The sequence below is a fragment of the Beijerinckiaceae bacterium genome (genome assembly GCA_004564215.1).
Taxonomy (GTDB): Bacteria; Pseudomonadota; Alphaproteobacteria; order Rhizobiales; family Beijerinckiaceae; genus Methylocapsa.
The window spans coordinates 3,219,279-3,245,445 of the sequence record CP024846.1 but is presented as its reverse complement, the minus strand read 5'-3'; the positions used below and the strand labels follow the sequence as shown (position 1 = coordinate 3,245,445).

The 26,167-nt window shown below is 59.7% G+C and carries 21 protein-coding genes and 1 tRNA gene; 10 read left to right on the top strand and 12 right to left on the bottom strand.

The window, feature by feature from the left end; genetic code table 11:
• Positions 1–56 precede the first annotated feature (56 nt).
• Positions 57–851: a photosystem reaction center subunit H gene (locus CU048_15480; protein ID QBR72452.1), complete on the top strand. Its 795-nt coding sequence runs from the start codon at positions 57–59 to the stop codon at positions 849–851.
• 83 nt (positions 852–934) lie between these two features.
• Here CU048_15480 and CU048_15475 read toward each other — a convergent pair whose 3' ends face one another.
• Entirely contained in the window at positions 935–2,608 is a 1,674-nt protein-coding gene (locus CU048_15475) for a thioredoxin reductase (protein ID QBR72451.1), read from the bottom strand.
• A 399-nt stretch (positions 2,609–3,007) separates the two neighbouring features.
• Here CU048_15475 and CU048_15470 point away from each other — a divergent pair, with 399 nt between their 5' ends.
• The 3 genes from CU048_15470 to CU048_15460 all read left to right on the top strand — a co-directional run bounded on the left by CU048_15470 (position 3,008) and on the right by CU048_15460 (position 4,655).
• Positions 3,008–3,226 (top strand): hypothetical protein, encoded by a 219-nt coding sequence (locus CU048_15470; protein QBR72450.1) that lies wholly within the window; start codon positions 3,008–3,010, stop codon positions 3,224–3,226.
• Positions 3,219–3,647, top strand: a complete 429-nt coding sequence (locus CU048_15465; protein QBR72449.1) for a (2Fe-2S)-binding protein — start codon at positions 3,219–3,221, stop codon at positions 3,645–3,647. Before CU048_15470 ends, CU048_15465 begins: the two co-directional genes overlap by 8 nt.
• A gap of 63 nt (positions 3,648–3,710) precedes the next feature.
• Entirely contained in the window at positions 3,711–4,655 is a 945-nt protein-coding gene (locus CU048_15460; protein ID QBR72448.1) for a tRNA nucleotidyltransferase, read from the top strand.
• Here the strand turns inward: CU048_15460 and CU048_15455 are convergent.
• The 3 genes from CU048_15455 to CU048_15445 all read right to left on the bottom strand — a co-directional run bounded on the left by CU048_15455 (position 4,649) and on the right by CU048_15445 (position 5,485).
• Complete coding sequence (locus CU048_15455; protein ID QBR72447.1) at positions 4,649–4,909, bottom strand: hypothetical protein; 261 nt, start codon at positions 4,907–4,909, stop codon at positions 4,649–4,651. The two genes, CU048_15460 and CU048_15455, sit on opposite strands and share 7 nt — an antisense overlap.
• Before the next feature lie 91 nt (positions 4,910–5,000).
• A tRNA-Arg gene (locus CU048_15450) sits at positions 5,001–5,077 on the bottom strand.
• A gap of 222 nt (positions 5,078–5,299) precedes the next feature.
• On the bottom strand, positions 5,300–5,485 hold the full coding sequence (locus CU048_15445) for a DUF465 domain-containing protein (protein QBR72446.1): 186 nt from the start codon (positions 5,483–5,485) through the stop codon (positions 5,300–5,302).
• Positions 5,486–5,795: 310 nt separating this feature from the next.
• Here CU048_15445 and CU048_15440 point away from each other — a divergent pair, with 310 nt between their 5' ends.
• The gene (locus tag CU048_15440) at positions 5,796–6,011 is read left to right on the top strand and encodes a hypothetical protein (protein ID QBR72445.1); all 216 of its coding nucleotides are present in this window, start codon (positions 5,796–5,798) and stop codon (positions 6,009–6,011) included.
• 189 nt (positions 6,012–6,200) lie between these two features.
• A complete protein-coding gene (locus tag CU048_15435; protein QBR72444.1) occupies positions 6,201–8,183 on the top strand; it encodes an AI-2E family transporter in 1,983 nt (660 codons plus the stop codon).
• A 10-nt stretch (positions 8,184–8,193) separates the two neighbouring features.
• Here the strand turns inward: CU048_15435 and CU048_15430 are convergent, their stop codons facing one another.
• The 4 genes from CU048_15430 to CU048_15415 form a co-directional block, all read right to left on the bottom strand.
• A complete protein-coding gene (locus tag CU048_15430) occupies positions 8,194–8,679 on the bottom strand; it encodes a DNA repair protein MmcB-related protein (GenBank protein QBR72443.1) in 486 nt (161 codons plus the stop codon).
• Positions 8,680–8,759: 80 nt separating this feature from the next.
• Positions 8,760–10,883, bottom strand: a complete 2,124-nt coding sequence (locus tag CU048_15425; protein ID QBR72442.1) for a hypothetical protein — start codon at positions 10,881–10,883, stop codon at positions 8,760–8,762.
• Between the two features lie 56 nt (positions 10,884–10,939).
• Positions 10,940–13,678, bottom strand: coding sequence for a hypothetical protein (locus CU048_15420; GenBank protein QBR72441.1), 2,739 nt, complete (start codon positions 13,676–13,678; stop codon positions 10,940–10,942).
• A gap of 259 nt (positions 13,679–13,937) precedes the next feature.
• On the bottom strand, positions 13,938–15,581 hold the full coding sequence (locus tag CU048_15415) for a B12-binding domain-containing radical SAM protein (GenBank protein QBR72440.1): 1,644 nt from the start codon (positions 15,579–15,581) through the stop codon (positions 13,938–13,940).
• Between the two features lie 343 nt (positions 15,582–15,924).
• On the opposite strand from CU048_15415, the gene CU048_15410 reads away from it, so the two are divergent.
• Positions 15,925–16,857, top strand: coding sequence for an efflux transporter periplasmic adaptor subunit (locus tag CU048_15410; GenBank protein ID QBR72439.1), 933 nt, complete (start codon positions 15,925–15,927; stop codon positions 16,855–16,857).
• Entirely contained in the window at positions 16,857–19,988 is a 3,132-nt protein-coding gene (locus tag CU048_15405) for an ABC transporter permease (protein ID QBR72438.1), read from the top strand. The genes CU048_15410 and CU048_15405 overlap by 1 nt, the downstream gene beginning before the upstream one ends.
• 28 nt (positions 19,989–20,016) lie before the next feature.
• Here CU048_15405 and CU048_15400 read toward each other — a convergent pair whose 3' ends face one another.
• From CU048_15400 to CU048_15385, 4 genes are all read right to left on the bottom strand, one after another.
• On the bottom strand, positions 20,017–21,168 hold the full coding sequence (locus CU048_15400) for an adenylate/guanylate cyclase domain-containing response regulator (GenBank protein ID QBR72437.1): 1,152 nt from the start codon (positions 21,166–21,168) through the stop codon (positions 20,017–20,019).
• 15 nt (positions 21,169–21,183) lie between these two features.
• Positions 21,184–21,549 (bottom strand): response regulator, encoded by a 366-nt coding sequence (locus tag CU048_15395; GenBank protein ID QBR72436.1) that lies wholly within the window; start codon positions 21,547–21,549, stop codon positions 21,184–21,186.
• Positions 21,546–23,876 (bottom strand): histidine kinase, encoded by a 2,331-nt coding sequence (locus tag CU048_15390; protein ID QBR72435.1) that lies wholly within the window; start codon positions 23,874–23,876, stop codon positions 21,546–21,548. Before CU048_15390 ends, CU048_15395 begins: the two co-directional genes overlap by 4 nt.
• A 97-nt stretch (positions 23,877–23,973) precedes the next feature.
• Entirely contained in the window at positions 23,974–24,156 is a 183-nt protein-coding gene (locus CU048_15385; protein QBR72434.1) for a hypothetical protein, read from the bottom strand.
• A gap of 242 nt (positions 24,157–24,398) precedes the next feature.
• Between CU048_15385 and CU048_15380 the strand changes: the two genes are divergently transcribed.
• Together CU048_15380 and CU048_15375 are read left to right on the top strand one after the other, a co-directional pair.
• Complete coding sequence (locus CU048_15380) at positions 24,399–25,118, top strand: hypothetical protein (GenBank protein QBR72433.1); 720 nt, start codon at positions 24,399–24,401, stop codon at positions 25,116–25,118.
• Positions 25,119–25,163: 45 nt separating this feature from the next.
• Positions 25,164–26,144 (top strand): bifunctional methylenetetrahydrofolate dehydrogenase/methenyltetrahydrofolate cyclohydrolase, encoded by a 981-nt coding sequence (locus tag CU048_15375; protein QBR72432.1) that lies wholly within the window; start codon positions 25,164–25,166, stop codon positions 26,142–26,144.
• The last annotated feature ends 23 nt before the right edge of the window (positions 26,145–26,167 follow it).

Here is a 26,167-nt window from a genome sequence, read left to right as displayed (position 1 = left end):
ACGCGCCGTTACCTAAACCCGTTAAATAAAGAAGCATCCTATCGAGGAAGTCCGACATGCTGTTCGTCGAATCAACGCTCAAGGGTTACGCGGTCGAGGCCGCCGACGGTAAGATCGGCGTCGTCAGCGACTTTCTGTTCGACGACCAGAGCTGGAAGATTAGATGGCTTGTCCTCGATCCCGGGGACTGGCTGCCCCATCGGCGAATTCTGCTGCATCCCTCGGCGCTCGAAGTACCGGATCCCGTGCGGCAATCGATTGGGGTGAAGCTGACCAAGGCGGAAGTCGTAGGAAGCCCCGATTTGCGGGATCATGAGCCGGTGTCGAGTCAGATGCAATCTCATCTCTATGACTACTATGGCTGGGATCCGATGTGGGGCGACAGTTATTTCGGGGTTGGTGCGATTGCGACGCCCTTTTCGCCACCGCCCCTTATCAAGACTGCTCCGGTGGAGGAAGAAGTGGCGGAGGAGTCAGCCTCTTCCGATGAAGCCGATCCGCATCTTCGCAGCGTCACCGAGGTCACCGGCTATCGCCTCCATGCGACCGATGGTGAAATTGGCCATATCGAAAATTTTGTCTTCGATCACGCCAATTGGGACATCCGCTACCTCGGCGTCGACACTCGCAATTGGTGGCCGGGGCAGCATGTCCTGATCTCGCCTTATGCTGTGCGCGAGATTGATTGGGCGGACCGCCATGTCGAGCTGAACATTACCCGCGCGCAAGTGAAGGCCAGCCCGCCGTGGGACTCGGTCGCCATGGTCGATCATGCTTATGAGCAGCAATTGCACACCCATTATGATTGGCCGGGCTACTGGTTCTACCGCGACGAACGCGATCAGCATTGAGTCTGTCGGGCGCGGGCCGCTCGCGGCGAAGACTAATGTTGGAGCGACCAAACTTTAATCGCATGGCCGGGTGTGCGATGCGCTCAGCCACCGGACATCGATTTGAGAAAACTGTGGACTTGCGCGACTGCAGCCGCACCCTCGCCGATGGCGCCGCCAACCCGCTTCACCGAGCCGGCCCGCGCATCGCCGACAGCGAACACGCCCGGAACATTCGATTCGAGCGGGAGCGGTTTGCGGCGTGGCCCCTCCGTTGAGGCGTCGGCCGTCGCCGCTTGAGGACCGGTTCTGACAAATCCCTTTTCGTCGAGCCCAACGCCGCAGGCCCGCAGCCAATTGGTCGCCGGGTCGGCGCCGATAAACAAAAACACATTGCGGATTGGCCGCTCCGTTTCAGCGCCCGTTGGCGCATGCCGCCAGCGCACGAGTTCGAGCCGCCCTTCGCTTGAGCCTGCGAGCGCGACGATTTCGGTGTTGCACGAAAGCTCAATATTCGCCTGCGCCGCGATCCGGTCGATCAAATAGCGCGACATGGTCGATGTGAGGCTGGGCGCGCGCACGAGCATTGATATTTTGGCGGCGAAGCCGGAGAGAAAAACGGCGGCCTGCCCGGCCGAATTGCCTCCGCCGACCAGCACGACCTCCTCCTGCCGACACATGCGGGCTTCAATGGGGGACGCCCAGTACCAAATGCCACGGCCCTCGAACTCCTCAAGACGGGGAATAGAAGGGCGCCGGTAGCGCGCACCGGCAGCCACCACAACCGCTGTCGCCTTCACTTGCCGGCCATCGGCCAAGGCCAAGGAAAACGGGGCGTCGCTGCAATCAAGCCCGGTGACTTCTGTTGGAATTGCCATCTCCGCCCCGAATTTCTGGGCTTGCACGAAGGCGCGTCCGGTGAGCGCTTGGCCAGAGATGCCGGTCGGGAATCCGAGATAATTCTCGATGCGGGCGCTCGCGCCGGCCTGCCCGCCAAAGGCGCAGGCGTCGAACACGATGACCGACAGACCTTCCGAGGCGGCATAAACGGCGGTCGCAAGACCCGCCGGCCCGGCGCCGACGATCGCGACATCATAAGTTCGGTCCGGCGAATCGCAGCTCACCATACCGAGGCAGCGTGCGAGTTCCGTGGGGCTCGGATTCTTGAGCACGGTTCCATCGGGGCAAATGGCAAGAAGCAGATCTGAAGGGTTCGATGTATAACGTTGGAGTAGCTCCCGCGCGTCGGCATCCTCGGCCGGGTCAAGCGCCTGATGCGGGTAGCCGTTGCGGGCAAGAAAACCCTGCAGGCGAATCATGTCGGGGTTCCATGCCGGCCCAATGAGAATCGGACCGCCGGCGCCATTCTCGATCAAGGCGACCCGGCGAAGGATAAGCGCGCGCATGATTTTTTCGCCGAGTTCGGCTTCGGCGACGATGAGGCTACGCAGCTGCTCGGAAGAAATGAGAAGCGCTTTGACATCGGTTTTGGCACGCGCGTCGACGAGCGCGGGCCGGCCCGACAATTGTCCGACTTCGGCAAGGAACTCGCCCGGTCCTTCTTCGACAATCGGGATGACATGGCCCAAACCGTCCCGCGAGCTGACCGCCACGGTCCCGGCAATGAGGACGAACATGCCAGGGCTCTGTTCGCCCGAGACAAATAAAAGATCACCTGGAGCGTAGCGCCGGACCTCGCCGAAACGGCGGAGACGGTCGATCTCCTCCTGCCGGAGTTTTGGAAACATCTGGTCGCGGCGAGTCTCGATCGTGGACATGACCCAGCCGAGTAAAGTGGGGGTTGGCGCGCGGATGCATGATTTTGAAAGCAGGGCGGCCCTGGGTTAATTAGCGCCGCTCTGGTCGCATGATAATCGTAATATGCCAATTGGCGATTGCAAGAGCTGGCGGGGTGGACCTTGCATAGAAGCGCAGCGTTGATGGGAGGTTCGAACTTTATGATCGCTGTGGAGACGCCCTATTACGCAATCCAGGAGCAAGCGGGATCCTGGGCCTTGGCCCGAACGTCGGTCGATGCCAGTGCCCGCTGACCGACGACAAAACCTCGCTCTATAGGATCAACCTCGATTATCCGCACACCGATTCCTTTCGCAATTTCGTCATGAATCGAACGCCTTCACTTGCCGGGAGTTGAATCGCCTTCCGATCATCCCGGGATGGCTCGGATCCCCCTGGTCAAGCCGGGGCAAGCCGGCATCCGCGAAGCGGCGGCAATTCCCAACCGGATCGGTGGTTCGGACGGAAACGGAAGTGGCCGGTTCAACCGCCGAGGCCGCGGCTGGTTGTTGGTTCGCCAATTGCTTCAGAAACGGCTGTTCCGCGTCTCCGCAGCCGACGTGTTCAACTTTGTCCAAAAGGGATCCGCTGATGAATGAGCTTTTTGCGATATGTCGGACATTCGAGATCGACGACGGGCAAGTAAGAGGATTTGTTCTGATGCGGGCGGGGGACGCCAATGTGGCCAAGCCGTGGCCGATTTTGATCACGCGCAAGGCCAACCAATTCTTCGGCTTCGAAAATGCCTGCCCGCATCAAGGCTTGCGCCTGGATACGAGGCCGGGCGAATTTCTGGACGAGGAAGGCAATTTCATTACCTGTGGCAATCATCGTGCCCAATTCGATCCGGATACGGGCCATTGCTTTATCGGGCCCTGCCAGGGCCAGAGCCTGACTCCCATCACGCTGGTGATCGACGATGGAGATGTGTGCCTGACGGGAGTTGAACTGGCGGAAGAGGATGGGCTCGATATCCCCGATCCGGAGGAGATCCCGGAAGTCATGATCACGGGAGATTGACCTTGTTTCGGCGGCCGCCGGAACATTGTCTTGATATTCTGAACGTGTGATTATCCCTTCACAATGGCTCGCAAATTGACCCCCCTTCCTGCGGACTTGGTGCAAGCGCATCCCGGACTCGGCATCCTGCGATTGGCGGCCTTGCTCGCCGAAGGGAATGACGCGCTCGATGAAGACGCGCTCGACGCCATGTTCGAACAAGTGGAGGCCGGCGAACTGGTTGACACGGCGCCCGCCAAAATGTGGCCGGAGCTGGTTCGCGGCCTGATGGCGCGCTCACCCGCCAAGATGATCCAGGCTTTGCGCCAATGCGGTGCGCTCCAAGAAGTGCTGCCGGAGGTTGCAGCCCTGTTCGGGGTCCCCCAAATCGCTGACGATCCAGCGGAGGTCGACCTTGGCGATCATTTGCTGAATAGCCTTGCCGAGGCGGCGGAATGCGACGCGCCTTTGGCGGTGCGTTTCTCCTTGCTGGTGATGAATGTCGGCAAGGCGGATTCGCCACGCGAGCACTTGCCGGTCCATTATCGGCATATTGAGCGCGGCCGCCCGCGGATCGAAGCGATCTGCAGCCGCTTCGAGGTCCCGGCGGACTGCCGTGATCTTGCTCTCCTCGCACTTGCCGAATGCGAGCGCGTGCACCGCGTGTCGGAGGTGCGCGCCGGACCTGTCGCCTTGATGCTGGACAGGTTGGGGGCATTTGCCGCCCCGGACCTTTTCAAGCTGTTGATGATGGTTTGCGCTTGTGATTACCGCGCTTACGGGGGCCGCTCCGGACAGGATTATCCCAAGGCCACGTTGTTGGATACCGCGCTGAGGGCGTGCGCCGAAGTCGTCGAAACGGAATTCGCCGATGACCAAAGCGCCGCGAAATCACTGGATGCCGTGCAGACAGCGCGTGCTGTGGCGATCGCGCAGGCTTTCCGCTCGCAACGCTGGTCCGACGAAGTAGACGATGTGTACGATGCAGGAGGGGTGACCAAGCCCACCCCTCCGGCTTGTTATCAGTGACAGCTTAGCCAGCCACGACTCACCGCGCCCCGCTGCGTCAGACCAAGTTCACCGTATAACCTGGACAAATCAACAATCAGCCCGAGCTGTGGCTCGCTTTCCGGCTGCTCCACGCCGAGGGGCGATAAGGTTACGCTGAGCAGGGCTACCGCCCAGCCTACCCGGTCAAGGACGCCTGAACGGTCGGACGGGCCGGCGACTTTGTCGGCATCGACGGTGACTCGATGGTTACTGCTGTCGCGGGGGGCTTTCATCAAATCGATAAAGGCCCGCGGTCTGCGGATGCAACTTGACGGCTTGCATCGGGAAATCGGCGGCTTTTGGCGTCGATAGCGTATTCCGAAGTGGCGCACCCGAAGGGATTCGAACCCCTGGCCTCTGCCTTCGGAGGGCAGCGCTCTATCCAGCTGAGCTACGGGTGCTTTGTGGAGCCGCCGACATCCTAGCGATGTCGAGGCGGCACGCCAAGCGCCGTCTCGCCTCAGGCGGCTTTTAACGCGAAAATCCGGGAGAAACTAAGGAAAGTCTGTCGAAGGCGGGCGATCCACGGCAAGGGATCGCTTGCCTTTGGCTCTCGCCCGGAGTCCGAGCTTACCGGGTCCTTCCCATGCCGGGAGGGTCGGAAAAGCGGATTTGGAAAATTGTTAATGCAATGTGGGGGAAGGTGCGCCTTGCAATCGGGCGATCTCATCCTTAAGCTGCAGCTTTCGCCGTTTCAATTCGGCCAGTTTCAGCTCGTCCTTGGCGGGGTGAACCAGTTCTTTCGATATTTCCTTGTCGAGCGCCTCATGACGCTGACCGAGCGCGGCCAAATGAGTCTCACGTGACATGCAGAACTCCTTTTTAAAGCTCACACATGAATGGAATTCTGCCATAGAATTTGGAATTCGCGAAGCCTGTTTACAGGCCGTGCAGATGAATTTTTGTGACTCCCCGGACCCTAACAAAGGCCGGAAAGGCCTTGCAGACCGGCCGGGCCAAAGCTGCGCAATGGGTGGCGCCGGGCGCAAAGGACATAACGCCCCAGCCGTCGTCCCTCCAGCAAAACTTCCCAGTATTATTCGCCGCGTTCTTTAGCCACTCCCGCCTTTGCGCTAAAATAGACACACAGCCTTACACCAACCTGGAGAGCGGCCGTTCATGACAGGCTTGAGCGAGGAAGAACGCGCGATGTTGCAGGCCGAACTTGAGCACCTGCGTCAGGAGCACCGCGACCTCGATTCCGCGATCGAAGCGCTGCTTCACCTCGGCACTTCCGACCGGCTGCAAATCCAGAGGCTTAAAAAACGCAAGCTTGTTCTCCGCGACCGACTGGCTTTCCTGGAAGATCAGCTCACGCCCGACATCATTGCCTGAAGGCTTTCCTCTACCGATCTCCGGCGCAAAGGGCGGGAACCTTAAGTGCGGGAACCTCAAGCGTTGAGCGGGCGTTTCATTTCGGGCATCAAATTCAGGCCGGGAGTTCGCTTCAGGCTTAAGGCTTTCAGCCGCGCCGGAGTCAACGCTATTGGTCGTGGCCGACAATTCAACTCTCACGGATCGGCGATGAGCAATATCCTTCAGGACCCTGTCGCCGAAGCGAACCGCGGCTATCCAAATTCCCATTCGCTCGAAATTCTGTCCAGGTCGGTCGTGCTAGCGCTGGTTGTTTGCGCCCTTTATTTCGGCCGCGACATCTTCGTGCCGATCGCCATCGCGATCGTCCTCAGTTTTGTTTTATCCCCGCCCATTCTCCTGCTGCGACGCTGGGGCGTCAATCGTGTCATATCGGTTTTGGCGATTGTGTTTGCGGCGCTTGTCATTGCTTTCGCGGTCAGCGCGGTTTTGACCCGACAAGTATCCGAGTTGGCGATCGACCTTCCCAAATATCAGGCGACGGTCACCACAAAGATTGCCAAATTGCGGGATGCGACTGCCGGCAACGCACTGTTCGAAAAGGCCGCGGCCGCCCTCAAATCCCTGGGTGATGCCAACCCGATGCGTCCCCATAAAGAGGTTGCGCCCGCAAAGCGGCAAGACTCCGCCCCGGCGAAGGTGGAAGAAGAGCAGCGTCCGATTCCGGTCGAGGTCCATCAGCCCTCCCCTGGACCTTTCACCATTTTGCAGACCATTGCGGGAACGGCGCTGTCGCCCCTTGAGACAATCGGCATTGTCGTCGTCTTCGTTGTGTTCGTCCTTTTGCAGCGCGAAGATCTCCGCAATCGGTTCATACGTCTGGTCGGCTCTGACGACCTGCAGCGGACGACCTTGGCAATGAATGATGCGGCGGGACGGCTGAGCCGGTTTTTCCTGGTTCAAACACTCGTCAACGCCTCCTTTGGCGCCGTTGTCGCGGCAGGTCTCTATCTGATCGGGGTCCCAAGTCCAATTCTTTTTGGCATCATGGGATTTCTCTTGCGCTTCGTCCCCTACATCGGCGCCTTCATCGCCGCGGGTTTCCCCATCGCGTTGGCTGCGGCGGTCGATCCGGGTTGGGCGATGGCGCTCGAAACTTTCGCGCTTTTTCTGATCGTCGAAGGTTTGGTCGGACAGGTCATCGAGCCTTGGCTCTATGGTCACAACACTGGCATTTCCCCGATTGCTGTCGTGGTTTCGGCAACATTCTGGACCTGGCTTTGGGGGCCGGTCGGACTGGTTCTGTCGACGCCGCTCACGGTCTGTCTCGTCGTGCTCGGACGACATGTGAAGCAGTTGAACTTTTTGGACGTCATTTTGGGTGATGCCCCGGCTTTGACTCCGGTGGAAAGCTTTTATCAGCGCATGCTGGTCGGGGATGCCTCGGAAGTTGCCGATCAAGCCGAAGAATTTTTAAAGAAAAATTCGCTGATCGCGTACTATGACGAGGTCGCCCTTCCGGCTCTGATGATGGCGCAGACCGATCTGCGACGCGGCGTGCTCGATGAAGGACGGCAGCGACGGGTCAAAGATACCATCGATGAGGTCATCGAGGATTTATCGGACCACGTCGATGAACAACCCGCCGCCGATACGAGCGAATCTCACCCTTATGCTTTGCGGAGCTCCGACGCGGCATCCTTGCCGAACGCCGAAACGCCGCCCGACGCCCTACCGGGCAATGTAAACAGCGCCCTGGACCAAAAGCCTGTCCTCTGTATCGCGGGCCGTAGCCCCATCGATGAAGCCGCCGGCGCATTATTTGCGCAGATTCTTGAAAAACACGGCATTGGCGCCAAGATCGAGCCGCCTGGAGCGCTTACGGTTGGCCGAATTTCGCGCCTATCCGGCGAGGGCGCAAAAATCATCTGCCTCTCTTATCTCGATGCCGATGTGAGCCCGGCAAGTGCGCGCTACGCCATTCGCAGGCTGCGCCGCCGCCTGCCGGGAATTAAAATTCTTGGCGGATTCTGGCAAAGCGACCCGACCAAAACCGGCGAGCTATGTGCGGAGACCAATGCCGATTTCTGCGCGGTCAAACTCGCCGAAGCCGTGACATTTTGCATCAAGGAAACCGAAGCCGAGGTTCACCCGGCCAATGCGGCGCCGCGCGCCGTCGCCGGAGCTGCGTAAGTCCCCGGCATCAGCCGATGGGTCCAAGTCCCAAAACCTCCGGGTCGTTCAGCCCATGCAGGCGATGGGCGGCCGCATGGGCAAACCGCATGAGAACCGCACGCCGCGTTGCCGCCGCGATTCGATGCTCTGGAGCCGCCCGCACGATTTCGGCGCCATAGGCATCGGCCATGATCAGGCCCGCATCTTCGGGCATGATTTCGACGGGCACCGACTCGGGAATGGCGAAATAAAGCCGGTCGCAATGGGCGCGATAGTCGCGCCATTTCATGTCGGCGCGAAAGTCGGCGATCGAGGATTTGATTTCGACGATATGAATCGTCGCATCGGATGCCAAAGCGACGATATCGGCGCGGCGCCCGGAAAGCAGCGGCAATTCCGTAATGGTCGAAAAGTTAAGGCGCCGCAGCAGCCGCCGCGTACCCCGCGCGACAAAGAGCGCCGTCTCGGATTGGCGTCCGTCTTGCGGGGCGATGGGCTGAAGCAGTTTCGGCATGAAGCGGCAAGCCTAATGGAACGGATGAAGTTTTTAAAGCAGTTTGGGCTCGCGCGAGCCTGACCATCTCCGCTTTGACGTCAATTCGCGGGTTCACCGGGCCACACCGCTTTGGCGAGTCTTTGCAACGCCATTTTATCGGCCGGAGTGAGCAGATCGAAGACCGGGCATTTTTTACCATCGAGGATAAGATTGACCAGATTGTCCACTTTCGCGCCGGTCGCGGCGATCCGCCCATTCTCGATGAGGCCGCGCAGAATATAGGCGGCATCGGGATCGCCGCCGCAAACCAGCCCGTTCAATTCCAGAAATAGGGCTTGCTCGAAGGCCTGCGGCTTGATCGTCGCGCGTTTGATTTCTCCGTCCGAGTTTTCAAATTTGGCTTTGCTTTGGGCGGGCGTTTTCAAGACTTCGATTTGCCTCTCGGCCGCGTCACGACCACCCCCTTCGGGCACGTTGGCAATCGCTCTTTCGAGGGCCAGATAATTCGCCTCCGTCCAAGGGCGCAGCCACGGAAATCGAGAAATAGACGTGGCTGGTTTGGCTCCGCCACTTAGATCCGGCTTTAGGATGTTTTCGAACAAGGCCCCTCCGAGATTGGCGCGCCAAAGATCCGCACCGGTCAGTCGTGTCGCTTTGAAAACCGCATTTTCCAACCATGCGCCCTGCATCCGCGTGCCCAAAAGTGACGCGCCCTGAAACTGCGGTCCCGCAACAGCGGGAACCTGAAGCCGCGTTTGTTCGAACCAGATGGCGCTGGCGCCTTCTTGGCTCGGTTGCACGCCCTCGAGCTGGCCGAGGGTTTGCTTGAACCCCTGCGGCGGAACGGCGCCCTGTAGATTGGCTCGATCCAACACTGCGCCCCGAAAATCGGCGCCCGCAAGCGAAGCCCCTTGTAAACGCGCTCCGACCAGCGACGCACCCTGAAGCGCACCGCCTGCCAGCGACGCCGCCTGTAGCTTTGTGTTCTCCAGCGACGCGCCTTGCAGCTGTGCATTTTCGAGCACAGTGCCCTCTAGCCCCGCCCGGTCGAGAGAAGCCCCCTGGAGCTCGCTTTCGTCGAGCCATGCGTTGGCAAGCTCGGCATCGTCCAGCGTTGCCTCCTGAAGATGGGCTCCATGAAGCGAGGCGCCCTGAAGATTGGCTTGGGTCAGATCGGCGCCGCGCAAATTGCTCCCGATAAAAATTGCACCCACAAGATTGCGGCCGTGCAGGACCAGGGGCTTTTGCGGCCCGGCCTCCTTTTCGAAAGCATCGAACAACACCAACGTCGTCGAAAAGGGGCTTAACCGCCGGCGGCTTGCCTGATCGGCCCTGCCGTTGAACAGGAGATTGTGAACCGAGGTCCAGCCGTCCTGCCCGAGCGCTTTGGTCAGGCGATTGGGCGGGATCAGCGGCCAATCACCCGTCCATTTGTGCATCCCCTCTCCCGGAAATGTTGCGGTCGTGAACGCAAGCCCGACGCAAGCGACGCTAAAGAGCGCCATGCTTTTATATCGCCAAAGGTGGGGCCAGGTCAGCCTGCTTCGCTTGTCGAGCACGGCTGGCCAAAGCAGCCAAAGCAGAATGATGTCGGCAAGCACGGCAAGGCGATGGACCCAGGTGATCGTCTCCCGATGGTAGGGCAAGAATTGCGCCTGAAGCAGCAGCAGCAAAAGAACTGGTCCGACCATCAGACTGCTCCAGACGATTGTCTTCACCAGCAGCCGCAAACCTCCTTCGCGGATCTCCTTCGGCCCAGCGAGGAATTGCACAAAAATATTGGTCGGCAACTGCCGCCTCAGCTTTTCGCTTAGCTCTGGCGACGGCGGAAGCTTCTGCTCAAACTCGCCGGCTTTTTGTCCAAGAATAACAAAATGCAGCAAGGTATAGGCGTGGGAAACAATGAACAGGATTGGCGCCAAAAAGAAGAAAGCGAGAAGCGGCAGTTCGACACCGAGAAACGGCAGTTTGACCGGGTTTTCCAGCAGCAGATCGCGATGGCTGACGCCGCCGGCGGCGATGCCGATATAAAACAGCGCAAATAAATAACTCAGCCACAGTCCGGTGCCGACGGAAGCCGCATCGTCGATGCTCTTGCGGAGAGCTTCGAGTTCCTTCGCCTGTTCGGCTGAGAGTTCGCCTTTTTCGGGCGCGCCGGGAGCACCGTCCGCGCGCTGCGCTCGCGCACGGGAAAGCCGCATCTCCCGAAGCCGCCTCGACATCTGGTTCCCCTTCCCCACACATCTTGTCACAAGGCCGGGAGTGCTTCCAGCGGATCTCAGAACTGGTAGCGAAGACCCGCGACGAGAGCATAACCGGTGAGATGGTCGCCGAAACGGTAATCGCCGCGCACGAAACCGAGGAAACCCGACTGCAGGACCTGACCCGAGATACCGACACCCGCCTGGCCAAATGTCCCCACGCGGGAAATCGACAGCGGAACCGAGGTCTCGGCGGTTGTAAAAAAGGAACGGGTATTGCCGGCAAATTCGCGCCACACGCTGGCGGTGACGAATGGCTGGAGGGCGAGTTGAAACGAATTGACCACAAAGCTTGTCCCGGCCCTCACCCCAAGACGCCCGAGGACGCTGGTGAATGGATCGAAAACCAGATTGGCGGAGGACGTGCCGGTCTCGTCGAGTCCGACGCGCAAGGTATCGACCTTGAGCTTTGAATACATGAAGGCGCCGGAGGGCTCAACGAACCACGAGGACGGGAGGTCGATCCGGTATCCAGCCGACGCATCGACCGCAACCGCTCGCCCATCGAGACTGTTGCCCTGCAGAAACGCGCCAGGGTTGATCAGATTCATCCGATACAAATCTTCGCGGACCAAAATATCGGCGAAGAAATTATGGCCTGTCACCGCGGCGTAGAGCCCAAGGTAGGGCACCTGAACATCGCTGCTGATATTGGTGGTCAAAAGATCGTTGGTCCGCAAGACGACCTGACCGGTGGTCACGCCCAGATGCGTATTCCAGCCTGTCCCCTCTATATTTGCCACGCCAAGGTCGAGGCCGGTTTGAAACCCGTTGAAATTGGTGCGGACTTTTGAGGGAGCGGTCGAGACAGCGGTCGGATTTTGGGCGCTGGTCAAGGCGCTGACGTCATTTTGCCCGTCGGCCACCCGAATCCAAGGGCCGCCATTGATCTGATTAGCGACGGGATTTGGCGGCTCGGCGAGGAAAGCGCTGGCGGCCTGGAAAAACCCAGTGTTAAGCGCGGTGACGACGGCGGTGATTCCCGCGGGCGTTGCCGAGGCCTTGCTGGTGTTGACCGTCGAGATCAGACTGAACGTATCGCCGGTTTGAATAATACTATAGTCGATGAGGCCGGTGACACTGTCCGAAGTTATGCTCGTTCCGGGAGCCAGAAGCCCCGCCTTGATCACCGGGATCGGGGTGCTGATCAGTCCAGGTGGCCCGACGATGTGGACGGCAATCGACGTGCCGCCGCTTAATGTTTGTGCCGCCAGACGATCGGCGGTACCGGTCGAGGGACTGACATCGATGGCAAACCTGCCGCCGAGACCGTTGAAGTTCGTGACCGACATCACGTCGGTCGGCACTCCATTGATCAGGCTGATCGTGCCCGAATTATTGATCGTCGACAGGCCGGTTGCCGAAACATTGCCGTTGAAAAGACCGGAATTGTTGAGGAGAAGATCGCCGACGATCGAAAGTCCGCCATTCATGGTGGCGGCATTATCGATGGTCGGATCGCCGGTACCGTCGACGAAAACTCTACCATTGATCGTGCCATGATTGACGAGCGAGATTTGGTTGCCGGAGAAACTCAGAAGCTGCATTGCGAAGGTACCGGACTGTCCCGCGACGGTGCCATTTCCCGAAACTATGCTGTTGGCGCCGATCGTCACGGAGGTGGAGCCGGTATTGGCCCGCGTAGCGATGCCAAAGCCATTGGCCCCGGTGACCCGCCCGGCTGTCGTGACATTGATATCGCCGGCACCCACGTTGATCGCCCTGATCCCATTGAGGGCGCCAGATACGGTGGAGGAGGGGGCGATCGTTATTAGGCCGCCAGCCGCCTCCACGAAAATGCCGTCGCCGGCGGCCGTGGTGATCGGACCTGTTCCGACCACGCTGATCGGCCCGGAGCCGAGCGAGATCGCGCGAATACCATCAACCGCTCCAAAAACGGAACCGCTTCTGGTAATCAGGATGGGAGCGATGCTGGCCGCGTTGGAAATGACCGCGAAAATTCCTGCGCTATTCTGAAGATCGACGGTGTTGCCGGAGCCTTGAATAATGATGGCGCCGGTGCCAGTGCCAGTACTCTCAGCTTTGATCCCGCCAGAGGTCGCATTTCCGGATCCCCCGATCGTGATGGATCCGGAGCCGGTCGAGATCGCGTGAACATCAAAAGAACTGGCTGGGGTGCTGGTCGTCACATTGCCATTCAGCGTGATGAACGTCGCGCCGTCTGCTGCCGAGGTCCGAATGCCTTCCGCAGCGCCCGACACGGTCGTGCCCGGCGCGGTGGTGATCAAAATCTGTCCGTTGGTGTCGGTCAGAGCTTCGATGCCATGACCCGTTTGGCCCGTCACATTGGCGTTGAGGCCATTGCCGCCTAAGGAGTTCTGCCCGATCCAAAGCGCTGAACCGTTGAGTCCTTCCAGCCTGATACCATCGTTGGTACCAATAATGGTGCTCGGAGTGCCGCCATTGACCGTATCCACCGATGCGACGTTCCCGAAGGGTCCGAGCGTGTGCACCGTAAGATCCACCGCATTGGGAAAGAGCGGATTAGGAGGAGTGGTCGTAATCAGAGCGGGAATGTTGCCTGGCCCCCCAATGTTCACCTGAACGTTAAAGATAAAAGGGAGAAAGGGAAGAAACGCGTAGTTCGAAGTCCCCGTACAATTGATTGTCAGGGGACCTAACCCAACAGGAATGCAGGCGGCACGCGCGAGGGACAACGGCAAGAAAAGGCTGAGAGCCACGCCGCCGAGGAGCGCCCCTGCCCTGTTTTTATGGTCAAAGGCACGTCCGCCCATCGCTCGCCTCAATGATTCAGCCTGACCTTAGCTTGTCCGTTGCGGTGGCGCCATGCGGGTGTAGAGGGCCGCGGAGCGAGCGCAAACGCTGCCGCTCGGGTCCCTTTGCCCAAAAATTCGAAGCTATCTATGATTTTAAAGGCTTACCGCAATATCTGCGGTGATGCCTGGCTTCAAGACGAAGCTTGTGGCGGCGTTTGATTGTTCAGCCCTGTTGCGTCACGGCCACAGACTGCAATCAAAGATCGCCAAAGGCGGGTCAGGCATGCCGCGCGGGCAAAAATCCCTCAAGTTCCAGCGCGCTCGCCTTGGCCGAATAATGCGATGCGTTGCCTCTGCCCTCGCACGCATCGCGCGCGAACATGATGAGATGATGCGCGCAGAGGCCGACGCTTAGGACTGGCTCGATCTGGCCGCGCATCAAGCGGGCCAGCGTGAACTTCCAAAAAACGAGCCGGTAGTCGCCGCGCACGCCGACGAACCAGAAGAGCCGTGCCAAGATCGCCAGGCCCTTGGCAATGTTGCGCCCTGAAAGACGTTGACGGCTTTTTGGCCGCTTCAGCCGGTTGGGCCTTGTGGCGCGCATCTGATGTTCATAGCGGGCGAACAAAGTTTGCGGCTGGTAGGCGGTGCCCATGCAGGTCCGCCACATCCGAAGCACGTCCTCGTAGGGCAGCTTGAAATCCACATTCGACTCGCGCGCCCATTCCTCCTCGTCCAATAGCCGGTCTTCTTGTTGCAAGCGGTCCCAAAGCGGCGTGCGCGGCAGGGCCTGCAAAAGATTGATGGTGGCCATCGGGATTTTTGACTGCTCGAGGAAATCGAGAATGCCCTGGCCCGAGTCTTTCGTATCCGTATCGAGACCGAGTATGATTCCCGAGACAACTTCCATCCCGTGACGATTGATGGCTTGCACGGCTTCGAAAATCGGCACCATCATATTGTGCTGCTTATCGATGGCCTTCAAAGCCTCGGGTTCGGGCGTCTCGATTCCGCAGAAAATCGTGTCGAAGGCCGCCTCCCGCATCAAGCGGAGGATTTCCGGCGAGCGGGCAATGTTGAGCGTCGCCTCGCAAGATAGCGAGACGGCATAGCCATTGCGCTTTTGCCATTGGATGAGATGCGGCAGGAGATCACGCAAGGCACGCCGGTTGGCGACGAAATTGTCATCGACGAAATAGATCGAACCGTTGACGCCGCAGGCGAGAAGCTTGTCGAGTTCGGCAATCACCTGGGCGGCCGATTTGAGGCGGGGAACCCGCCCATAAAGCCCCGGAATATCGCAGAATTCGCAAGTGTACGGACAGCCGCTCGAGAATTGAATGCTGCCCAGAAAATAGCGGTCGATCCGGGCGAGGTCATAAGCCGGCACCGGAAAGTCGCAAAGGTCGCGGCGCAGCTTCGTTGACAATATGATCTGCTCGCTCGGGCGCGACACGTCCTGAGAGAGACGCGCAATCAGCGCCTCGGTTGCGTCGCCAAGCTCACCGACGTGCAGAAAGTCGAACTCTGGATAATGTTCGGGACAGGCCGAGACGGACGGGCCACCGAGCACCGTTACCTTGCCGAAGGCATGGGCCCGGGCACAAATATCCAGTATTTTTCGGCGCTGGATATGCATTCCGCTGACGAAGACCACATCCGCCCAGGCAAAGTCCTGGCTGGTCGCGGGACTCATATTTTCGTCGATGAATCGAACTTCCCAATTCTTGGGCAGAACCGCCGCAATGACCAGAAGCCCCTGGGGCGGCATGAACGCGCGAACCCCGTCGGTCAAGGGATAGGCGTATTCGAACGTGCCGAACGAGGGAACATACCGCGGGAAAACGCAGAGAACTTTGCGCCCGCTGACGGTTCCCTTATCGCTTCCGGGTTGGATTTGACCCTGGCTGAGTTGAGACATTCATTGCACCCAAGACATAGGTTGCGCGGCGAACCAAGGCGAAAAATCTTCTTGGCGCGGCTTCGATCCCTGCCTTGCCTCAGCGCTTCAGGGGAACCCATTAAGCTTCCGAAAAAGAGTCAAAAATGGGCCAGCCCCAGGTGAAGCGCTTGCTTTTGGCGGCGGCTTTCCTCCTAATTTGGGCGAAGCTGGGTCAACTTTGTGGCTTCCCAGCAAGACGAAATCGGAATATGCCGCCAAAGTCCCGACCACCTGGCACTGTGGCGGTTTGCGCGCCGAACTGGTCCGGCCAGTTGCCGCGGCGCAAAGGGCCGCTCATCAAGCCTGTCAGTGAGCCAATTGCATGAAGTTTCCCCGAGTTCTTAGTCGCCACGGCCGGTTGAGTTACGCCTTAGCGGGGGTTTCAATCTGGCTGTACCATTCGGCGGCCATTTGCGCGGCGGAGACGGGCACGCGAGTCCTTGTGGCGCAAGCGACCCCAGCCTGCTTTCTGGCATCCGCCCGAGTCACGGGATATCTGGTGCCGCGCACCAGCGCGGTCGTCAATCCTGGGCTTGAGGGGTACGAGGTCACCGAAGTTCTCGCAAACGAAGGCGACTCAGTCGCCGAGGACCAGCCCGTGGCTCGCCTTGGCCGCATCGGGAAGGAAAACCGGGCCGGCCCGACCGCCGGCTTGGCCTCCTCTATTCTTCTGCGCGCACCGGCTGCCGGGACCATCATCAAATCCAGCGCCCGAATTGGCGGAGCGGCATCGGTTTCGGCCGAACCTTTGTTTCAATTGGCGGTTGGCGGGATCTTAGAGGTCGATGCGGAAGTCTCGAGCATCTACTTCACCGACATCAAGGAAGACCAGGGCGTGCATATCGAAACCATGGGAGGACGCGAAATCAGCGGCAAGGTGCGCAAGATCGGCTCGGAAATTAACTCTGCCACGCAAATGGGGCATGTCCGCATTGCGATCACACCGGATCCGACACTGCGTGCCGGCGCTTTCGTGCGGGCGACGATCGACGGGAAGAAGAGCTGCGGCATTTCCGTGCCTCGTTCGGCGGTCCTTTACAAGACCGACGGGACCAGCGTCCAGGTCGTTCGCGGCCATGTCATCGAAACGGTCAGGGTCAGGGTCGGACTGTTGTCCGGCAGCGACGCCGAAATCCGGGAGGGATTGCGCGGCGGCGAATTGGTCGTCGCCCATGCGGGCACTTCACTGAGGGATGGCGATGAAGTCGCGCCCGTATTCGGCGAGGAAGCAGGCCAACCCGTGGGGCACAACTGATGGCCATCAATGTCTCTGCATGGTCCATCAAACGCCCGCTGCCCGCGATCGTGCTGGCTCTGGTCCTCCTCGTCTTGGGCGCGGCCAGCTTCAAAAAACTCCCGATTACCCTCCTGCCCAATGTCGATCAGCCGATCATCACCATTGTCATCAGCCAGTTCGGCGCTTCCCCGGCAGAGCTCGAAACGCAGGTCACGAAACCGGTGGAGGACGCGGTCTCCGGCGTCGAGGGCGTGCGCCATATTATGTCGCAAGTGAGCGATGGCGTCTCGGCCACGACCATTACGCTCGCGCTCGACACGAAGACGGACCGCGCCTTGAACGACGTCAAAGACGCGATCACCCGAATCAGAGGATCTTTGCCGCGTTCCATCGGTGAGCCGTTGATCCGGCAAGTCGGGGTCGTGGGCTCCAGTATTCTCACCTACGCCGCGATCGCGCCAGGCCGGACGCCCGAGCAATTGTCGAATTTCGTCGACGATATCGTCAAACGCAAACTGCTCGAAATACGCGGCGTGGGTAACGTCGAGCGTGTCGGGGGTGTCGATCGGGAAATTCTGATTTCTCTCAATCCCGCGCGCCTTTTGGCGTTCGGTCTGACCGCCGCCGACGTCAGCCGGCGCCTGCGCGGCAATAATGTCGATCTGACCGGCGGACGCGCCGAACTTGGTGGTCAGGATCAATCGATCCGCACCATTGCCGGAGCGCGCAGCATCGGCGAACTCGCGGCAACCATGTTTGGCTTGCCGCACGGCGGAACGGTACGCCTCGATGATCTTGGCCTCGTGACCGACACGATCGCCGAGCCCCGGACCTTCGCGCGGCTCGACGGCGAGCCCGTCGTCGCTTTCAGCATCATGCGCTCGAAAGGAGCGAGCGATGTCACGGTTGCCGCTGAAGTGCAAAAGCGCCTCGACGAGCTCGAAGCGGCCCATCCGGATGTCGCCTTGAAGCTGATCGACAGCTCCGTGGCCTATACCATGGGCAATTATCACGCGGCCATGAGCACGCTGTTCGAGGGTGCGGCGCTCGCGGTGATCGTCGTGTTCGTTTTCCTCCGGGATTTCCGGGCGACGATCATTACCGCCGTTGCCTTGCCTCTGTCGATCATACCCGCCTTCTTCGTCATGGATGCGCTCGGCTTTTCCCTCAATCTGGTCAGCCTCCTGGCGATCACGCTTGCAACCGGCATTCTTGTCGACGACGCCATCGTCGAGATCGAGAATATCGTCCGTCACATGAGAATGGGCAAATCGGCCTATCAGGCCGCGATGGAGGCAGCGGATGAGATCGGTCTCGCCGTCATCGCCATCAGCCTCACGATTGTCGCGGTGTTTGTTCCGGTGAGCTTCATGAGCAATATCGCGGGGCAATATTTCAAGCAGTTCGGCTTGACAGTTTCCGCCGAAGTCCTGTTCTCATTGCTCGCGGCGCGGCTGATCACGCCGATGCTCGCCGCTTATTTTCTCAAAGCGCGCGGCGGACATGAGCACCTGCGCGAGGGACCCTTCACGCACCGCTACGGCCGGCTTGTCGAATGGTCGGTCGAAAACCGGTACCGGACGGTTGCGATCGGCCTGGTGCTTTTCACGCTCTCGATCCTGAGCACCAAACTGCTGGGAACCGATTTTCAACCGACGCAGGATTCGGCCCGCTCCCATCTGGCGGTGGAACTTCCCTCGGGGGCCGACCTGAGCCAAACGCAAGCCGTCACCGACACGATCGTCGGGCGCCTCCACAAATATCCCGAAATCACCCATGTCTTTATCAACGGCGGTCGAATTCCACCCAATACCGCCGATGTGCGCAAGGCGGAACTCGTTCTAAACTACGTACCGCGATCCCATCGCGATAAGAGCGTTCATCAGCTGGAACTCGAAATCGGCAAGGAACTCGCAAACGTCCCCGATATCCGCAGCTGGTTTGTCGATGATTACGGACAGCGTCCGGTGTCCTATGTCGTGACCGGCTCGAATGCGCTTGAAGTCGCAAATTTCGCGTCCGAACTCGTCGGCCAGATGAAACCGATCCCCCTGCTGGTCAATGTGATCGCATCGACGTCGCTGGAGCGACCGGAACTGGTCATTAAGCCCAACCGGGATCTCGCCGCGCGTCTCGGGGTTTCGACCGAAGCGCTTTCGGATACGCTGCGGATTGCGACGATCGGCGATGTCGGCCCTGCTCTCGCCCATTTCGACGCCGGCGACCGGCTGGTCCCGATCCGGGCGCAACTGGATTCCAAGGCCCGCACCGATTGGCGGGTTCTCGAAAATCTGAAAGTGCCAACCGGCAACGGCGGCGCTGTTCCCCTCCAAACCATCGCCGAAATCGCGCTCGGTCAAGGCGAGGCCAGTATCAGCCGCTATGATCGCGAACGGGAAGCCACTATTCAGGCCGATCTTTCCAGCGGCGCGGCGCTCAGCGACGCCGAGAAAGCCATCTATGATCTGCCCTTGATGAAATATCCGCCCAAGGGAATAAGGATCGAGAAATCCGGCGATGCGGAGGCGATGGTCGAATTGTTCGAGGGCTTCACCGATGCGATGCGTGACGGCCTGATCATGGTCTACGCGGTGCTTGTGGTTCTGTTTGCAAGTTTTCTTCAGCCCGTCACGATTTTATTTTCCCTGCCGCTTTCGATCGGCGGCGCAATTTTGGGCCTGCTCTTGACAGGCCGGCCGATGAGCCTTCCCGTCATCATCGGTATCTTGATGCTGATGGGGATTGTAACCAAGAACGCCATCATGCTGGTCGATTTCTCGATCGAGGCGATGGCGGCTGGCATGCAGCGCACGATCGCCATTGTCGAAGCCGGGAAGAAGCGCGCCCGCCCGATCGTCATGACCACGGTCGCGATGGTCGCCGGGATGCTTCCGAGCGCGTTCGCGATCGGCCCGGGCGGCGAGTTTCGCTCGCCGATGGCGATCGCCGTCATCGGCGGCCTGATCGTTTCCACGCTTCTCTCGCTTCTGTTCGTTCCCGCCTTCTTCGCGATGATGGACGACATCGGCGGGGCGATCTGGCGGCTCTGGCGCCGCTTCGTCGTTGAGCGGAACGGCACACCCGAAACGCCGGCCGAGCCGGCGGCCAAAACGGAAGGGCAAGGCTCGGTCCGGCGGCCGGCGGAATAAAACTGCGCCTCCCAAGGCCTCCAGGTTCTCAACCCGAGGTAAGGCTTGTCAGTTTGATGATTTCATACGCCTCGACCGGGCGTCGAAAGCCTTTGAGCTGCATCGGTTCCAACGCTCGCGCCGCAACCGCATTTTCGACCGCATGGAAAACCCGCGAGTCGACCAGAATCTGGCCGGATTTGGCTTCGTCGCAGAGGCGCGAGGCGAGGTTGATGACACTGCCGACGGCGGCATAGTCGAACCGCCTTTCGAAGCCGATCCGGCCAAGCGTGGCATACCCAAGCGCGGCCCCGATCCCAAAGCCGAGGTCATGTCCGCGTTTGCGCCAAAGTTTGGCAAGCTCGAACATGCTCGCCCGCATATCGAGGGCCATGCGCAAGGCCCGCTCCGGGTGGCCGGCACAAGGAAGCGGATCGTTGAAGAGGCACAACAGTCCATCCCCGGCAAATCGCTCCAAGGTGGCCTCGTATCGGTCGATATGGGCACCCAAGACCTTGTGATATTCATGCAGGACCTGCATGACTTCTTCAGGCTCGGCGCTTTCGGTAAACGCCGTAAACCCGCGCAAATCGCAGAAGAGCACAGTGATTTCACGCCTGTGGCTTTCGAGCAGATTTTGGCTGTCGCCGCTCGCCGCGACAAGATCGGCAATCTGCGGGGACAGAAACCGCTTCAGCCGGCTCATTCTCTCGATCTCCGAGACCTGTCTTTCGACACGCCCTTCGAGGGTCGTGTTCCAGGCCGCGAGCTCTTTCGTCTGAAGGGCAAGCGTCGCGGCTTGTTCCTGAACGATGTCATGCAGAGCCTTGATCCGCAGCATCGCGCGAACCCGCGCCACCAAGGCCGCCTGATCGAAGGGTTTGGTCAGATAATCATCGCCGCCGGCGTCCAATCCGGCGACAATGTCGCTGCGGTCCGCCTTCGCCGTCACCAAGATCACCGGAATGAAACCGAGGCTTTCGTCGCGTTTCAATTCCTTCAACATCGAAATGCCGTCGAGCTTCGGCATCATGATGTCGAGGAGTATGAGATCGGGGCGAAGAGCGCGGGCCTTGGCGAGACCTTCCTCGCCATCGGCGGCTGTCACGATCTCATATCCATGCGCGGAAAGACGCATGGAAACGATTTCCAAATTCTCCGGAGTGTCGTCGATCGCCAGGATACGCGCCGGATTATGCAAGTGGCTCGCGCCCCCTCAAAGGATATATTCTTTGATCCGCGCGAGAACCGCGCGCGGACTGAACGGCTTGGCGACATAGGCCGTGCAGCCTGCTTCGATCGCCCTGACGGCATCGCCGGCCATCGCATAGGAGGTAATGGCGATGATCGGAACATGGCGCAGTTCGGCCACAGCCCGGATCCGGCGAGTTGCTTCATAACCATTCATAATGGGCAGTTGTATGTCCATCAGAATGAGATCTGGCCTGTGTTTGATCGCCATCGCAACCCCCGCCTCGCCGTCGGCCGCTTCGATGAGATCGAAGCCGTTGAAGGTCAGGAGGTCGCGCAAGATCGCGCGGTTGTCCTCGGTGTCTTCGACGATCAGAATGCGCTTTTTCACGCCGCCGCCTTTTGCCGATCGACTCGGATTGGAAGCGTGATCGTAAACGTCGATCCGACGCCCAGAGTTGAAGCGACCTCGAGCGTGCCACCATGCATTTCAATGAAACGCCGGCTGATCGAGAGACCGAGCCCGGTCCCTCCTTTCAGCCTGGTGTTGGTATTGTCTCCCTGTTGGAAAGCCTCGAATATGCGGGCCTGATCTTCCGGTGCGATACCGGGGCCCGTGTCCTCAACCGCGATCTCGAAATGGCCGCCGATGGCACGCGCGCGGATCGTCACACCGCCCTTGTCGGTGAATTTGATGGCGTTGCCGACGATGTTCAAAAGCACCTGCATTAGACGCCTTTCATCGCCGCGACCGAGTGGCAGTTCTCCGTCGATTTCCCGGGTGACGTCGAGCTCCTTCGCGTGAGCCAGCGCATAGGTCGTGCTCACCGCCTGGTCGATGATGGCCTGCATCGAATAGTCGTCGAGCACGAGAGATAGCTCCCCGGCTTCGAGTTTGGAGAGATCGAGCACATCATTGATGAGGCCAAGCAGATGCGCGCCATTTGTTTGCACGCGCTCGAGAACCTGTTTGGCTCGCTCTGGCATTTCTCCATAGAGACCGTCCTGCAAGAGTTCCGCATAGCCCAAGACGGCATTCAGCGGAGTCCGCAATTCATGGCTCATATTGGCGAAGAAACGCGATTTGTGTTCGCTCGCGCGGGCAAGCTGCCGGCTTTTCTCTTCCAACTGCCGGAACAGTTTCGCATTATGCATCGCCAGCACAGATTGGTGAGCAAATGTCTGCATCAGTCCGATTTTGTTGGCGGCGAATCGCCCAACTCTCCGGCTCTCGACCAGCAGCGCGCCGAGAACGCCGTCGGGCCCGACCAGTGGAACAACCAGCGCCGATCTGAAGCCGGCCGCAAGCGTCGCCGCTTTCAAGGGAAATCCATTGGTCTCCGCAATTTCTGGAATTTGCACCGGTCGACCATGGTCGGCGACCTCGGCCAAGAGGCCGTCAAGCCGGGTCATTCGCACCTCGCGCAGCGCATTGACGAAAGAAGGGTCGAGCCCATGCGCTCCGGCGAGATTGAAAGCCCTTCGCTCGCGATCGAAGCTGTAGACGGCGCCGCCGTCCGCGCCGACAAGCTCGACCGCGCGGGTCAGAATCGTGGCCAGGACATCCTTGAGTTCGAGCGAACCCGCCAAAGCCCGGCCGACTTCCTCCAAGGCTTTTAATTCACGTACAGATTGGGCGAGGTCGCGCGTTCGGTTTTCGACCTTTTGTTCGAGGCGTGCGTAGGATTCGCGCAATTGTCCGGCCATGCGGTTGAATTCATCCGCAAGGATTTCAATTTCATCTCCGGTGCGAACCTTTATCTCCTGGTTGAAATCTCCTGCCGCGAGGCGCGCAGCCCCCGCTTGCACCGCCTTGATGGGGACGGTCATCCTGCGGGCGAGAAGCGTCCCAACAGCGGCGCTGAGGACCAACCCCAGCACAAAAAGCCAGCTCAGGCGAATGAGATGATCATAGACCGGGCCATAGGTCTTCTCGATGGGTTGCTCGACGAACAACAGCCAGTTCATCCGGGGGATCGTAGCCGATGACGACAAAACCGAGCCGCCATCGAGATTTTGCGCAACACCGATTTCCTCTGACTTTTTTCGCGCCGCTACTTGCGGCAGTTTCGACAAATCCAGATTTCGGTGCCGCAACCCCGTATCGGTATGAGCGATAAGGATCCCGTTGTTTGTGGTGATGTAAGCGGAAATGCCCTCGGACCCCTGAATCCCCTTCAAGAGATCGGCCAAGAATTTCAGCTCGATTTCGGCGATCGTCACGCCGGTGCGCTCGGGGTGCGCCATGGAGATTTGCAAGCGCGGGCCCGCGTCGGTAAAGGCCACGGGCCCGATCCACGCCGAATCGGTTTGGGCCTCGCGGAAGGCTGCGGCCAAGGTCCAATCGTCGCCACCTCCCATTTTCGTGCCCTTGCGGGAGACCCGCATCAATTCCTTGCCGTTTGCACCGATATGGGTGACCTCGGCGATCCCCGGCGTGTCGAGGATGCGAACATAATCGCCATGGCGTTGGTCGACGCTGGCTGTGGTCGGCCGCGCCGCCCAGCTGATCCGCCGCTCGACCTCGGCAATAAACTGTTCGACCCGGCGCGCCGCCATGTCCGCTTTGTCGGATTGCGCTTGGATGAGAGTTTTCTGGGTGTCGCGATAGGTGATCCACATGTCCACCGCGCCGCTGATCGCCTGCACGAAAGCCACCAATCCGACGAAGGATATGACGTATTTCCCAAAAAGGCCGCGTCTTCGAAACCAGTTCATGCGAAACGCCACCACTTTGCGGCTCTCACGCGCGCTAATGAAGATTCGGAATGTAGCCGGTTTCGAAGAAACGGTGAATTCCCCAGTGCTTGAGGGTTCACTTCAGCCAAAACCCCGGTGGGCTGCCGAAATCCGCTCCCTCGACAGCCTTGAACGCCAGAGTGGTTTCGCTTGGCAGCGTTACCTTTGCGGGATCCATTTCGCGATCGGCGCGCAATTCTCGGCCCGCAATTGCGAGCGCGCTGGCATGGCGAATAGCAATGGTCTGGGGACAATTCATACTAGGGGTCCGGCCGGAGCGGGCGCCGGGCAATATCCGGCGGTTTCAGAATGAAGGACTCCCAGCCAAGTCTTTGTGACCTTTGGCACATCGTCGGGGATGTCAGCCAATAAAAGTTGCATCGAGCAGGCGCAAAAGGCGGTTCACACTCAAGAACACGGTGTGATCCTCGATCTGGCTTTTTGGAACATTCGGGTCACCTCCATATTTAGCAAAGGTGACACAATCCGAGATGGTGGAGGATGGGCGACATGGATGGCGCCGCTGACCTGAATTTGCCAGACAATAATGCAAAGCCGTTCTACGCAAAACGCATCAGCGCGGCAATTATCGCTTTCCTTGGCTGGTTTGCCCTGGGCACCGAGTTCTATTTCCACATTGAGGAGGCGCTCACACGGAACGAATCCGTGACCTCGCATCTGGTTCAGTTCTTCAGTTACTTCACCACCGAAACCAATGTGGCGATCACGGTCGTCGCCAGCATCGCAGCAACGGCGCCGCAGGCGGAGCAAATTCAGGTCCGCCCGAGCTTAAGATCGGCGCTGGTCATTTATGTCGTCGTGGTCGGCCTCGTTTATGCGGCGCTCCTTCGGCATCTCTGGCATCCACAAGGCGCGCAGCTTTTAGCTGATATTGTGCTTCATGACGTTATTCCGTTTTTTTATCCGATGTTTTGGCTGGCCTTTCTCCCGAAGGGGAGCCTGCGATGGACAGATCCGCTGATCTGGCTCATCTATCCAATCCTGTTTTTCGTTTACAGCATGGCAAGAGGCATCGCCTTTGGGATCTACCCCTATCCGTTCATTGATGCCGAGAAGCTTGGGATTGAACGGGTTTCTCTCAACGCGTTCGGCTTGCTCGCGGTTTTTTTCGGCCTCGGAGTCATTCTGACCGCCGTCGACCACGCGCTCAGTCCGGTTGCACGCAGTCGAAGTGGGCTTGGCAGAGCCGCCGAACTCTGACAAATAGCCTCCTTTACGGTTCGTATCGACCTTAAAGGAAACGCTATGTCCCTGGCGGAGACCAAGACAACGACGCCCCCCACGGGGGGTGGCATCCTGCTACCTTCGGGCGGGAAGGCTCTTTTGATCGATGGCAAACGTGCCTCCGAGCAAGTGTTGGCGGAAGTGGCGGCGAAAACGCTCGCTCTGGCCGCCAAGGGAATCAAGCCCGGCCTGGCAGTGGTGCTGGTCGGCGAAGACCCGGCCAGTCAGGTCTATGTCAAAGCCAAGGGCAAGGCCGCGAAAGCCTGCGGTTTTCATTCGGTTCAGCATGATCTTGCCGCGATGACGACCGAGGCAGAGTTGCTCGCTCTCGTGCAGCAGCTCAATGCCGATCCGACGATCCATGGGATTCTTTTGCAATTGCCATTGCCGGGTCGGCTTGATCCCGCCCGCGTCATCGACGCTATTTCGCCCGGCAAGGATGTCGACGGCCTCCACCCCGTCAATTCGGGACTTCTTGCGATTGGCGATGTCACGCGCGCGCTCGTGCCTTGCACACCCGCGGGCGGGATGGTCCTGCTGGAAAAAGCGGCCGCCGCGCTTGGCGTCGACCTGGCGGGAAGCGAAGCCGTCGTTGTCGGACGCTCGAATCTGGTTGGAAAGCCGATCGCCCAATTGCTGTTGGGCCGCAATGCGACCGTGACCATCGCGCATTCACGCACCCGCGATCTCCCGGCAACCGTCGCCAGGGCCGATATTCTGATTGCTGCCGTTGGCCGGCCTGAAATGATTCGCGGCGATTGGATCAAGCCCGGTGCAATCGTCATCGACGTCGGCATCAACCGGGTCCCCGGTGAGGGCCTGGATGCGGCCGGCAAGCCAAAAACCAAGCTCGTCGGCGATGTCGCCTTCGCCGAGGCGATCGGGCGTGCTGGCGCGATTACGCCGGTCCCCGGTGGGGTTGGGCCCATGACGATTGCGATGCTGATGGAAAATACGCTTCGCGCGGCGATCCTCAAGGAAAGACCGGGCCTCACCGCTTGACGATTTCGCCCGGCGAGGCAGCT

Excerpts from the sequence above, each read along its gene's own strand:
- CU048_15480 (QBR72452.1), top strand. The coding sequence starts at position 57 with ATGCTGTTCGTCGAATCAACGCTCAAGGGTTACGCGGTCGAGGCCGCC.
- CU048_15475 (QBR72451.1), bottom strand. The coding sequence starts at position 2,608 with ATGTCCACGATCGAGACTCGCCGCGACCAGATGTTTCCAAAACTCCGG.
- CU048_15470 (QBR72450.1), top strand. The coding sequence starts at position 3,008 with ATGGCTCGGATCCCCCTGGTCAAGCCGGGGCAAGCCGGCATCCGCGAA.
- CU048_15465 (QBR72449.1), top strand. The coding sequence starts at position 3,219 with ATGAATGAGCTTTTTGCGATATGTCGGACATTCGAGATCGACGACGGG.
- CU048_15460 (QBR72448.1), top strand. The coding sequence starts at position 3,711 with ATGGCTCGCAAATTGACCCCCCTTCCTGCGGACTTGGTGCAAGCGCAT.
- CU048_15455 (QBR72447.1), bottom strand. The coding sequence starts at position 4,909 with ATGAAAGCCCCCCGCGACAGCAGTAACCATCGAGTCACCGTCGATGCC.
- CU048_15445 (QBR72446.1), bottom strand. The coding sequence starts at position 5,485 with ATGTCACGTGAGACTCATTTGGCCGCGCTCGGTCAGCGTCATGAGGCG.
- CU048_15440 (QBR72445.1), top strand. The coding sequence starts at position 5,796 with ATGACAGGCTTGAGCGAGGAAGAACGCGCGATGTTGCAGGCCGAACTT.
- CU048_15435 (QBR72444.1), top strand. The coding sequence starts at position 6,201 with ATGAGCAATATCCTTCAGGACCCTGTCGCCGAAGCGAACCGCGGCTAT.
- CU048_15430 (QBR72443.1), bottom strand. The coding sequence starts at position 8,679 with ATGCCGAAACTGCTTCAGCCCATCGCCCCGCAAGACGGACGCCAATCC.
- CU048_15425 (QBR72442.1), bottom strand. The coding sequence starts at position 10,883 with ATGTCGAGGCGGCTTCGGGAGATGCGGCTTTCCCGTGCGCGAGCGCAG.
- CU048_15420 (QBR72441.1), bottom strand. The coding sequence starts at position 13,678 with ATGGGCGGACGTGCCTTTGACCATAAAAACAGGGCAGGGGCGCTCCTC.
- CU048_15415 (QBR72440.1), bottom strand. The coding sequence starts at position 15,581 with ATGTCTCAACTCAGCCAGGGTCAAATCCAACCCGGAAGCGATAAGGGA.
- CU048_15410 (QBR72439.1), top strand. The coding sequence starts at position 15,925 with ATGAAGTTTCCCCGAGTTCTTAGTCGCCACGGCCGGTTGAGTTACGCC.
- CU048_15405 (QBR72438.1), top strand. The coding sequence starts at position 16,857 with ATGGCCATCAATGTCTCTGCATGGTCCATCAAACGCCCGCTGCCCGCG.
- CU048_15390 (QBR72435.1), bottom strand. The coding sequence starts at position 23,876 with ATGAACTGGTTTCGAAGACGCGGCCTTTTTGGGAAATACGTCATATCC.
- CU048_15385 (QBR72434.1), bottom strand. The coding sequence starts at position 24,156 with ATGAATTGTCCCCAGACCATTGCTATTCGCCATGCCAGCGCGCTCGCA.
- CU048_15380 (QBR72433.1), top strand. The coding sequence starts at position 24,399 with ATGGGCGACATGGATGGCGCCGCTGACCTGAATTTGCCAGACAATAAT.
- CU048_15375 (QBR72432.1), top strand. The coding sequence starts at position 25,164 with ATGTCCCTGGCGGAGACCAAGACAACGACGCCCCCCACGGGGGGTGGC.